Consider the following 10,752-nt stretch of genomic DNA (forward strand, 5'->3'; position numbering starts at 1 on the left):
ATCCGGCGACCACCGAGATGTACTCTTGGTGGAACACTCTTGCCGTACACGACGCTCTTCCGATCTGTCGACCGCGGGGCCGTGGGCGGCGGGTGCGTCCGGGCGGCCCGTCATCGCCTGCGGCGGCGGGACTGCCAGACGCCGGCCGCCGCCAGGGCGGCGATCGCCGCGATGCCCGCGATCAGCCCCACGGAGGGGCCGGAGTCCTGTGCGGGGGTCGCCGCCGGGGGCGGGGTCCGCTCGGCCGGAGTACCGGGAGCCGTCGGTGGCGCGGGCGCCGTCGAGCCGGATCCGGAGTCGGTGACGGGCTCGCCGCAGCCCGTCCGGGGGTAGCCGGAGATCCCGCACAGCATGGCCGCGCCGTTGTAGCGCAGCGGCTTCGCGACCTCCGCCAACGCCTCCGCGGCCGTGGCGGCCGGGGCCACCCGGGCGCAGACGGTGCGCGGGGCGTCCTGCGGGAGGCGTTCGCCGCCGGGGGCGTCCTCGGGCACGCCGAAGTCGATGACCATGGCCACCCGCTTCTTCCCGGCGGCCGGGGCGGTGTCCGCGCAGACGGCCTCGAAGTCGGCGGCGGCGCGGGGCTGCGCCGCCTCGGCGGCCGCGTCCTTGCTCACGGAGAAGCGGAAGCCGATCACTGCGCCGTCCGCCGGGCGGGCCGTCGACGGGCCCTGGGTGGCGTAGGCCCACCGCGCGTCCGCGCCGTCCCAGAACGACCAGTAGCGGTAGCTCGCCGCCACGGCCGGGGAGGCGGCGAACAGGGTGAGGACCAGGCCGAGGACACCCAGGACCACGCCGGCGAGCGCCGGCGGACGGCGGCGGCTCACAGCTGGTTCTTCTTGCGGCGGCCGCTCAGCAGGATGCCGATGCCCATGCCGGCCGCGGCGCCCGCGCCGACGATCCACCAGATGTTCTGGTTGCCGGAGCCCTCGTCGTCCTTGGACTCGACCTTCGTCGCGTCCGTCTTCGACGCCTGCGGCGCCGGGCCCGTGGCGTTCAGCGCCGACACCAGGTCGGTGCCGCCGAAGGACTTCGGGTCGGTGCCCGTGGCGTGCGCGGCGAGGATCAGGGTGCCGAGCGCGGCCGGGTTGCCCTTGGACCACTCGGCGGAGTTGCCCTTGAGCCACTCCAGCGCGCCCGCCGCCGACTGCCGGTGCCCGGCCGCGGCCAGGGCGATCACGGCGTCGGCGGTGTTGCCGGTGTCGGCGGTGGGCTGGTCGGCGCCCGGGGTGACGGCCGTCAGCCGGCCGTCCTTCTTCAGGGCCTCGGCGAGGTAGCCGGCCGCGCCCTGGGCGGCGCCCGCCGGGTCCGTCGCACCGGTCGGACAGGCCAGAGCGGCGGCGGGGGTGTCCGTGGCGGCGGGCTCGACGACGATGCCCTTGCCGAGTCCGGCCAGCGCGGCGGCGGCCGTGGCGTCGGCGTTCGCGGCGAGCTTGCCGTCGGCCGGCTGGTACCCGAAGGCGCCCCGGTCGGCGGCCGGCTCCGCGGCGCAACCCAGCTGGAAGGCGAGCAGACCGTCGTACGCGGACTTGCCGGCCTTGGACTTGACGTCGGCCGGCTTCTCGCCCGCCACTGCCAGCGAACTGATCACGAGGGAGGTGGAGCTGCCCTCGCTGGGGGAGCCGGGCACGTAGCTCCAGCCGCCGTCCTCGTTCTGGACGGACTTCAGCCAGTCCACGGCCTTCTTGACCGTGGCGTCCTGGCCGCCGAGCGTCTTCAGCGCCTGCACGGCCACGGCGGTGGCGTTGGTGTCGAGCGGGATCGTCGCGTCGCAGGCCTTGCCCGTGTCGGCACGGAAGGAGGTGAAGCCGCCGTCCGCGCACTGCTGGGCGACGAGCCACCGCACGGCCTCGGGGGACGGCTCGGCGCCGGCCGTGCGCTGGGCGAGCAGCGCGACGGACTGGCGCCACACGCCGTCGTACGTCGGATCGGCCTTGCCGAACAGACCCGACGGGATGACGGGGGGCGCCGACGGGGACGGCGGCGCGGTGTCGGCGAGGGCTGCGGGGGCGGCACCCACACAGAGCACGGCGGAGGCGGCGAGCGCGGCGGCGCTGCGGCGGACGTTCATGGGGGGCGGGTGCCTCTCGTGCTGGGGAACGGAGACAGGCACACGCGGGTACCGGGCTCCGGCTCCGTTTACCTCGACGGTGCCGGCCGCCGGAGGACCCGGCGGCACGAGCCGCGCACCTCCGGTACGGGGCATTCCGGCTTCCCGCGCGGGCGGGTCACGGTTGCGGGTCAGCGCCGGATTCGCACCGGCTTCCCCCCGTACGGAGATGTGGACGACGCCTTCACTCTACCGGCCCGTAACAGGCGGACCCGGGGGCACCGCCCGCCGGGTGGTGGGGCCGGGGACCGGCGGGGCCGGGCCGCGCCGCTCACACGGCCCGGTACGTCACCGGGTCCGTGCCCGGTACCGCCTCCGCCCGGCCCTGTTTGACCAGCCTCCGCAGGTGCGCCTCCGCTTCCGAGACGGCGATGGTGCGGGAGCCGTACGGGATCTGCTCCCAGGGGCGGTTCCACTCCATCCGTTCCGCCAGCGCCCACGGGGTCAGCGGTTCGGCGAGCAGCCGCCACAGGCCGGTCAGCCGTTCCTCGTGGTGGTCGAGGAGCTCCCGGACGCGGCCGGGAGCGTCGGTGAAGGCGTGCTGGTGGGCGGGGAGCACCTCGGCGGGGTCCAGCCGGCCGATGCGTTCGAGGGAGTCGAGGTAGTCGCCGAGGGGGTCGGTGACCCGCTCGTCGGAGGGGTCCTCGTAGAGGCCGATGTGCGGGGAGATGCCGGGCAGCAGGTGGTCGCCGGAGAAGAGGCGGCCGTTGCCGGGGAGGTTCGCCGGATGTTCCTCCTCCAGGTGGAGGCAGACGTGGCCGGGGGTGTGGCCGGGGGTCCAAATGGCCCGAAGCCGGCGGCCGGGCAGGGGCAGCAGCTCACCGGGGACGATCTCCCGGTCCGGGACGGCGGCCCGCAGCCCGGGCAGGGTCCGCAGCCGGCCGCTCGCGCGGGCGGCGCGCAGCGGGGCCACGTGTTCCTCGGGGGCGCCGGCGGCGGCCAGCTTCTCGCTCATGTAGTCGAACCAGACGCCGGGCTCCGCGGAGCGGGTGCGCACGACGACCTCGGTGTCGGCGGCGTGCATCGCGATCCAGGCGCCCGAGGCCTCCCGCACCTGTCCGGACAGGCCGTGGTGGTCGGGGTGGTGGTGGGTGATGACCACGCCGTGGACGTCGGCGACGGCGAGCCCGAGCGCGCCGAGCCCGGCGGTCAGGGCGTCCCAGGAGGCGGGGTCGTCCCAGCCGGTGTCGACGAGGACGGGGCCGCGGTCGGTGTCGAGGACGTGGACGAGGGTGTGTCCGAGCGGATTGTCGGGGATCGGGACCTTGATGCCCCGGACGCCCCCGCCGTGGTCGGTCACCTGCGCGCCGTTCCCCGAGGTGCCGCCCGAGGTGCCCCTCGACGCGTCCCCCGACGTTTCTCTCGACGCGTCCCCCGACGTGTCCCTTGAGGTGTCCTGCGACATGAGGCTCCCCTGTCCGCTGACGAGAACTTGTTCCAGTAGTAGCCCAAGTCGACCATCATCGGGGCTTCCTGACTAGCCGTTGGATCTTTCCGCCTGTTCCGTCCGGGCCGTGGACTCCTCTAACTAGAACTGGTATCAGTTCTGGAACGCCAAGCCCCAGGAGGCCTCAGCCATGACCGAGCTCGTGGAACACGGACAACTGTTCATCGGCGGCGAATGGACCGACCCGCTGGGCACCGACATCCTGCGCGTCGTCTCCCCCCACACCGAGCAGGTCATCGGCAGCGTCCCCCACGCCTCCCGCGCCGACGTCGACCGCGCCGTCGCCGTCGCCCGCAAGGCCTTCGACGAAGGCCCCTGGCCCCGCATGACCCTGGACGAGCGGATCGCCGTCGTCACCCGCATCAAGGACGCCATCGCCGTCCGCCACGAGGAGATCGCCCGCTCCATCAGCTCCCAGAACGGTTCCCCCTACTCCTGGAGCGTCCTCGCCCAGGCCCTCGGCCCGATGATGGTCTACGACGCCGCCATCACCGTCGCCCGCGCCTTCCCGTACGAGGAACACCGCCAGGGCGTACTCGGCCCCATCCTCGTGCGCCGCGAACCCGTCGGGGTCGTCGCCGCCGTCATCCCCTGGAACGTCCCCCAGTTCGTGGCCGCCGCCAAGCTCGCGCCCGCGCTGCTCACCGGATCGACGGTGATCCTCAAGCCCTCCCCGGAAGCGCCGCTCGACTCCTACATCCTGGCCGACATCGCCCGCGAGGCCGGGCTCCCCGAGGGCGTCCTGTCGATCCTGCCCGCGGACCGCGAGGTCAGCGAGTACCTCGTCGGTCACCCCGGCATCGACAAGGTCGCCTTCACCGGCTCCGTCGACGCCGGCCGCCGCGTGATGGAGGTCGCCGCGCGCAACCTCACCCGGGTCACCCTGGAACTCGGCGGAAAATCCGCCGCCGTGATCCTGCCCGACGCCGACCTGGAGACCACCATCGCCGGGATCGTCCCGGCCGCCTGGATGAACAACGGCCAGGCCTGCGTCGCCCAGACCCGAGTCCTCGCCCCGCGCGCCCGCTACGACGAGATCGCCGACGCGCTCGCCGCCGCGGCCGGAGCCCTCGTCGTCGGCGACCCGCTGGACCCGGCGACCCAACTCGGCCCCCTCGTCGCCCAACGCCAGCAGCAGCGCTCCCTGGACTACATCCGCATCGGCCAGGAGGAGGGCGCGAAGGTCCTCACCGGCGGTGGCCGCCCGGCGGGCCTGGAACGCGGCTGGTACGTCGAACCCACCCTCTTCGGCGACGTCGACAACTCGATGCGGATCGCACGCGAGGAGATCTTCGGCCCGGTCGTCTGCCTGATCCCCTACGGCGACGAGGCGGAGGCCGCGCGGATCGCCAACGACTCCGAATTCGGACTGAGCGGCAGCGTCTGGACCGCCGACACCGAGCACGGCATCGACTTCGGCCGCCGCATCCGCACCGGCACCTTCAACGTGAACACCTTCAGCCTCGACATGCTCGGCCCGTTCGGCGGCTACAAGAACAGCGGCGTGGGCCGCGAGTTCGGACCGGAGGGCCTGGGCGAGTACCTGGAGCACAAGATGATCCACCTCCCGGCGGGCTACGCCCCCGCCGACGGGACGGGAGCCTGATGGGAGACCTCGGCCGGACGGGAGACCGCTGGCAGGTCGAGGTCGACCGGGGCGTCTGCATCGGCTCGGGCATGTGCGTCAACCACGCCCCGGACGGCTTCTCCCTCGACACGGCCCGGCAGTCCCACCCCCGCACCCCGGAAACGGACGCCAACGAACCCACCCTCACGGCGGCCGAAGGCTGCCCCGTGGAAGCCATCCTCATCACCCTGGCCGCGACGGGCGAACCCGTCTTCCCACCCGAGGAGTAGGCCACCGCGCCCGGGAGCTAACCTGCGCGGTGCCGCCGGACGCGGTGACGTCCGGCGGCACCGCGCACGCGTGCCGCCCGAGGGTGGGAGCGGGAGCGGGATGACCGGCATGCGGGGGAACGCGGGGAGTGGCGCGGGGGGTACGGGGGGTGCGGGCAACGACCCGTCGAGCGGTGTGGGTGGGGAGGTGCCGGGTGGTGAGGGCAGCGACCGGTCCAGCGGTGTGGGTGGGAGCGCGCGGGCCCGTAGGGGCGGGCGGTGGAAGACGGCCGTCGCGGCGGCCGGATCCGGGGTCGTGGCGTGCCTGGCCCTCGGCGCCGTCGCGGTGGGCTCCGTCGGAGGGCTCGGGGGCCTCGGCTCCCTGACGGGCCTGATGGACACCCCGGCCCCCGACCCGCTGGACTTCACCCCGGTACCGGCCGCCCCCGACGCCCCCGCCCGCACGGGCCCGGACCCCGCCCACGCCAAGGTCCTGGCGGAACTCGCAGCCGCCACCGCCGCCGTCGGCCTGCCCCGGGACACCTCGATGCCCCCGGCCGACGGGGCCATCGCCGACTGCGTCGCCGACTGGACCAGCACCGGCCCCGCCGACGAAGCCCACCTCGCCGCCCTCGAAGCCGCCCTGGCGGAACGCGGATGGCGGGTCACGGGGCGACGCGGGGACCCCATCCCCGCGACCCGGCTGACCAGCGGGACGTGGACCCTGGAGCTCTCGAACGGCGGCCTCCTGGACATCCTCTCCCTCACGGCGACCCGCTCCACCCCGACCTGCGACGAAGCCTTCCGCCGCGACGAAGCCACCCGCGAACCGCACCACGACGGGTGAGGGGGTCGGGGACGGGCGGGGTTCGCGGGGCGGGACTGGTGCGATGGTCGGGCCGGGGGTGGGCGGGGTGTCCTTGGTCCGCATCAGGGCGGGTTTGGGGGGCTCCGCCCCCTCAACCCCGCCCGCCCGCTCCGTTCCGATCAGCCGGACCCCGCCCCCGGACCCCGCCCCCGGACACCCAGGCACCCCCTGACCCCCGACTCCACCCGCCGGATCCGGACTTACTTCGTCGTCCCGCCCGCCCCAGCCGTCCCGCGTCCGACCCCGCGTCCGGTAGCGGCCCCACCCCCGGCCCCGCCCCCCCGCTCCGGGGCCGTCAGGTCGATCAGGCGGCAGACCGTTTCGATGTCGATCTTGACCTGGGCGATCGAGGCGCGGCCCGACAGCCAGGTGATGAGGGCCGAGTGCCAGGTGTGTTCGATGACGCGGACCGCCGAGAGCTGTTCCGCCGTCGGGGCGGCGTCCAGGCCCATCGCGTCCAGGATGATGGCCGTCGTCAGGCGGGAGACGGTGTCGACCTCCGGGCTCACGCTGCGGTCCGCGAAGGTCAGGGCGCGGACCATGGCGTCCGCGAGGTGCGGCTCGCGCTGGAGCGCGCGGAACGCGCGCATCAGGGTCTCCGCGACGCGGGCCGCGGGGTCGTCGCCCGCCGGCGGGCGTTTGCGCAGTGTCGTGTGCATGTGTTGGAGCTGGTCCTGCATCGTGGCGACGAGCAGGTGCACCTTCGAGGGGAAGTACCGGTACAGCGTCCCGAGGGCCACGCTGGACAGCTCGGCGACCTCCCGCATCTGCACGGCGTCGAAGCCGCCGCGGCTGGCGAGTTGCGCGCTCGCGTGCAGGATGCGGCGACGGCGGGCCTCCTGGCGCTCCGTCAGGGGAGGGGACGCCGGTGTGGTGACGGCCTTCGCTTCCGCTGTCATGTGTCCCGCTCCATGGCGTTCCGTGGGTATTCCGTGGCGTCGCTGGTGGTGCTGCACAGGGCTGTTCCGGTCATGATCCGGGGTCAGCATGTCAGGCGCCCGAGTCGTGGCGCGAATCACCTGCTCCGCCTCTTACGGTGTGGTTTCCGGCCGGTAGATTCAATGGTCTTCAACGGATCAAGTCTGAAACTTGTTCTACATTATCCGAGCGGTTACGCTCCGGCGAAAGTCGCAGGCAGAAGGGGGCCGAGAGTGACCGCTGAGGCCATCGTGACGAGCCCTTTCGCGGGTTCCGCCACCGACGGCGACCGCCCGCTCCGCATCGCGCTCCTCACCTACAAGGGGAACCCGTTCTGCGGCGGCCAGGGCGTCTACGTCCGGCACCTCTCGCGTGAGCTCGTCCGCCTCGGACACTCCGTCGAGGTCATCGGTTCGCAGCCCTACCCGGTGCTCGACACGGGCGCCACGCTCACCGAGCTGCCGAGCCTGGACCTGTACCGCAGCCCCGACCCGTTCCGCACGCCCAAGCGCGACGAGTACCGGGACTGGATCGACGCCCTCGAAGTCGCCACGATGTGGACGGGCGGCTTTCCGGAGCCGCTGACGTTCTCGCTGCGCGCCCGGCGCCATCTGCGCGGGCGGGCGGGCGAGTTCGACGTCATCCACGACAACCAGACCCTCGGCTACGGACTGCTCGGCGACCTCGGCGCCCCCCTCGTGACGACGGTCCACCACCCCATCACCGTCGACCGGCGGTTGGAGATCGACGCCGCCCGCAGCCGCAAGCAGCGCCTCTCCGTGCGGCGTTGGTACGCCTTCACCCGCATGCAGGGCCGCGTCGCCCGCAGGCTGCCGTCCGTGCTGACCGTCTCGGGCTCCTCCCAGCAGGAGATCGCCGAGCACCTCGGCGTCCGCGACGACCGCATCCACGTCGTCCACATCGGCGCCGACACCGACCTGTGGTCGCCCGACCCCTCCGTGGCCGAGGTGCCCGGCAGGATCGTGACGACCTCCAGCGCCGACGTTCCCCTCAAGGGGCTCGTCCACCTCGTCGAGGCCCTCGCCAAGCTCCGTACCGAGCGACCCGACGCGCACCTCGTCGTCGTCGGCAAGCGCGCCGAGAGCGGGCCCGTCGCCCGCGCGATCGAGACGTACGGACTCCAGGACGCGGTGCGTTTCGTCAAGGGCATCACCGACGCCGAGCTCGTCGACCTCGTGCGCGGCGCCCAGGTCGCCTGCGTGCCCTCCCTCTACGAGGGCTTCTCGCTCCCCGCGGCCGAGGCCATGGCCACCGGCACCCCGCTGGTCGCCACGACCGGCGGGGCCATCCCCGAGGTGACGGGCGCCGACGGGGAGACCTGTCTGGCCGTGCCGCCCGGCGACGCGGGAGCGCTGGCATCCGCGCTGGGCCGGATGTTGGGCGACGCCGCGCTCCGCGAGCGCCTCGGAGCGGCCGGGCGGGAACGGGTGTTGTCCCGGTTCACCTGGGCGAAGGCCGCCGAGGGCACCGTCGCCCACTACCGCGCCGCCATCGCACAGGCGACCATCGCACAGGCCGGCATCGACCCGACCGGCATCGACCCGACCGGGGCGACCACCACCCGTACCCACCGGCCGCGCTGACCTTCGACCGCCACCGCAGCTTCATGAGCCATCCCCTCCACCCCCGCGACAGCGAAGGCAGGACCCCGTGCTGACCGTCGATTTCTCCCGGTTCCCGCTCGCCGCAGGCGACCGTGTGCTCGATCTGGGCTGTGGCGCCGGCCGCCACGCCTTCGAGTGCTACCGGAGAGGCGCCCAGGTGGTCGCCGTCGACCGCAACGGCGAGGAGATCCGCGAGGTCGCCAAGTGGTTCGCCGCCATGAAGGAGGCCGGTGAGGCCCCCGCGGGCGCCACCGCCACCGCTATGGAGGGCGACGCGCTCGCGCTGCCGTTCCCCGACGACTCCTTCGACGTCGTGATCATCTCCGAGGTGATGGAGCACATCCCCGACGACAAGGGCGTCCTCGCCGAGATGGTCCGCGTCCTGAAGCCCGGCGGTCGCATCGCGATCACCGTGCCGCGCTACGGTCCGGAGAAGATCTGCTGGGCGCTCTCCGACGCCTATCACGAGGTCGAGGGCGGCCACATCCGCATATACAAGGCGGACGAGTTGCTCGGCAAGATGGAGGCCGCGGGCCTGGAGCCGTACGGCACCCACCACGCGCACGGCCTGCACTCCCCGTACTGGTGGCTCAAGTGCGCGTTCGGCGTGGACAACGACAAGGCGCTGCCGGTCAAGGCGTACCACAAGCTCCTGGTCTGGGACATCATGAAGAAGCCCCTCGCGACCCGGCTCGCCGAGCAGGCGCTGAACCCGGTGATCGGCAAGAGCTTCGTGGCGTACGCGACGAAGCCGCACCTGCCCGTCGGCGCCACGCAGTGACCGCGCCCCGGCGCACCGCACCCGAGCACCTCGTCCTGGACGGCGTACTGACCGCCGAGGAGGCCGCCCTGACGGTGGAGGGGATCCTCGCCGCGCAGCGCCCGGACGGGGCCATACCGTGGTTCCGGGGCCACCACCTCGATCCGTGGGACCACACGGAGGCCGCGATGGCCCTCGACGCGGCGGGCGAGCACGGGGCCGCGGAGCGGGCGTACGACTGGCTGGCCCGACACCAGAACCACGACGGTTCCTGGTATGCGGCCTACACCGACCGGCCCGAGGGGGTCGACACCGCCGAACCGCAGGACGCGAGCCGGGAGTCCAACTTCGTCGCGTACATAGCGGTCGGCGTCTGGCACCACTACCTGGCCACCGGCGACGACCGGTTCCTGGACCGGATGTGGCCGGCGGTCTTCGCGGCGGTGGAGTTCGTCCTCGCCCTCCAGCAGCCCGGCGGGGAGATCGGCTGGAAGCGGGAGGCGGACGGCGTCCCGGTGACGGACGCCCTGCTGACGGGTTCCTCGTCGATCCACCAGGCCCTGCGCTGCGCGCTGGCGATCGCCGACCACCGGGGGGATCCGCAGCCCGACTGGGAGCTGGCGACCGGTGCGCTGGGCCACGCGATACGCAGGCACCCGGAGCGGTTCCTCGACAAGTCGCACTATTCGATGGACTGGTACTACCCGGTGCTGGGCGGTGCGCTGTCCGGAGCCGAGGCGAAGGCGCGGATCGACGCGCGGTGGGAGGAGTTCGTCGTCCCCGACCTCGGGGTCCGCTGCGTCCTGCCCAACCCGTGGGTGACCGGCGGGGAATCCTGCGAACTGGCGCTGTCCCTCTGGGCGATGGGGGAGTCGGACCGGGCGCTGGAGATCCTGCGCTCGATCGGGCACCTGCGGGCCGACAACGGCATGTACTGGACGGGCTACGTGTTCCAGGACCGGGCCGTCTGGCCGGTGGAGCAGACGACCTGGACGGCCGGGTCGCTGCTGCTGGCCGTCGCCGCGCTCGGCGGGGACGGCGCCACGGGCGAGGTCTTCGGCGGGCTCACGCTCCCGGTGGGCCTGGAGCCGGACTGCTGCCGGGCCTGAACCGGGCGCCCGCCGAACCGGAACGACCGTGCCCGCCCCGCCGTGCTGCGGGGCGGGCACGGCGGCGCGGCGGGCCGGCGGG

General features: G+C 73.5%; 10 protein-coding genes and 1 riboswitch. Of the genes, 6 read left to right on the top strand and 4 right to left on the bottom strand.

What is annotated here, in order from left to right:
* Window positions 1-110: 110 nt before the first annotated feature.
* The 3 genes from NOD94_RS37715 to NOD94_RS37725 all read right to left on the bottom strand — a co-directional run bounded on the left by NOD94_RS37715 (window position 111) and on the right by NOD94_RS37725 (window position 3,512).
* Window positions 111-824: an SCO2322 family protein gene (locus tag NOD94_RS37715; RefSeq protein WP_281210758.1), complete on the bottom strand. Its 714-nt coding sequence runs from the start codon at window positions 822-824 to the stop codon at window positions 111-113.
* The gene (locus tag NOD94_RS37720) at window positions 821-2,068 is read right to left on the bottom strand and encodes a prenyltransferase/squalene oxidase repeat-containing protein (RefSeq protein ID WP_281210759.1); all 1,248 of its coding nucleotides are present in this window, start codon (window positions 2,066-2,068) and stop codon (window positions 821-823) included. Before NOD94_RS37720 ends, NOD94_RS37715 begins: the two co-directional genes overlap by 4 nt.
* A gap of 129 nt (window positions 2,069-2,197) precedes the next feature.
* A riboswitch (cobalamin riboswitch) is annotated at window positions 2,198-2,266 on the bottom strand.
* Window positions 2,267-2,378: 112 nt separating this feature from the next.
* Window positions 2,379-3,512, bottom strand: coding sequence for an MBL fold metallo-hydrolase (locus tag NOD94_RS37725; RefSeq protein WP_281210760.1), 1,134 nt, complete (start codon window positions 3,510-3,512; stop codon window positions 2,379-2,381).
* Between the two features lie 172 nt (window positions 3,513-3,684).
* Here NOD94_RS37725 and NOD94_RS37730 point away from each other — a divergent pair, with 172 nt between their 5' ends.
* The 3 genes from NOD94_RS37730 to NOD94_RS37740 all read left to right on the top strand — a co-directional run bounded on the left by NOD94_RS37730 (window position 3,685) and on the right by NOD94_RS37740 (window position 6,237).
* Window positions 3,685-5,160, top strand: coding sequence for an aldehyde dehydrogenase (locus NOD94_RS37730; RefSeq protein WP_281210761.1), 1,476 nt, complete (start codon window positions 3,685-3,687; stop codon window positions 5,158-5,160).
* On the top strand, window positions 5,160-5,411 hold the full coding sequence (locus tag NOD94_RS37735; protein ID WP_281210762.1) for a ferredoxin: 252 nt from the start codon (window positions 5,160-5,162) through the stop codon (window positions 5,409-5,411). The genes NOD94_RS37730 and NOD94_RS37735 overlap by 1 nt, the downstream gene beginning before the upstream one ends.
* 187 nt (window positions 5,412-5,598) lie before the next feature.
* Window positions 5,599-6,237 carry a hypothetical protein gene (locus NOD94_RS37740; protein WP_281210763.1) on the top strand — a complete coding sequence of 213 codons (639 nt, stop codon included), beginning with the start codon at window positions 5,599-5,601 and terminating at the stop codon, window positions 6,235-6,237.
* A 221-nt stretch (window positions 6,238-6,458) separates the two neighbouring features.
* On the opposite strand, the gene NOD94_RS37745 is transcribed toward NOD94_RS37740, so the two are convergent.
* A complete protein-coding gene (locus NOD94_RS37745) occupies window positions 6,459-7,157 on the bottom strand; it encodes a TetR family transcriptional regulator (RefSeq protein ID WP_281210764.1) in 699 nt (232 codons plus the stop codon).
* Window positions 7,158-7,409: 252 nt separating this feature from the next.
* Between NOD94_RS37745 and NOD94_RS37750 the strand changes: the two genes are divergently transcribed.
* From NOD94_RS37750 to NOD94_RS37760, 3 genes are all read left to right on the top strand, one after another.
* On the top strand, window positions 7,410-8,780 hold the full coding sequence (locus tag NOD94_RS37750; RefSeq protein WP_281210765.1) for a glycosyltransferase family 4 protein: 1,371 nt from the start codon (window positions 7,410-7,412) through the stop codon (window positions 8,778-8,780).
* 67 nt (window positions 8,781-8,847) lie between these two features.
* Window positions 8,848-9,582: a class I SAM-dependent methyltransferase gene (locus NOD94_RS37755; RefSeq protein ID WP_281210766.1), complete on the top strand. Its 735-nt coding sequence runs from the start codon at window positions 8,848-8,850 to the stop codon at window positions 9,580-9,582.
* Window positions 9,579-10,670, top strand: coding sequence for a prenyltransferase (locus NOD94_RS37760; protein ID WP_281210767.1), 1,092 nt, complete (start codon window positions 9,579-9,581; stop codon window positions 10,668-10,670). The genes NOD94_RS37755 and NOD94_RS37760 overlap by 4 nt, the downstream gene beginning before the upstream one ends.
* Window positions 10,671-10,752: the final 82 nt, after the last annotated feature.

It is taken from the genome of Streptomyces sp. Isolate_45, assembly GCF_024721315.2.
In the GTDB taxonomy this organism is placed as follows: Bacteria; Actinomycetota; Actinomycetes; order Streptomycetales; family Streptomycetaceae; genus Streptomyces.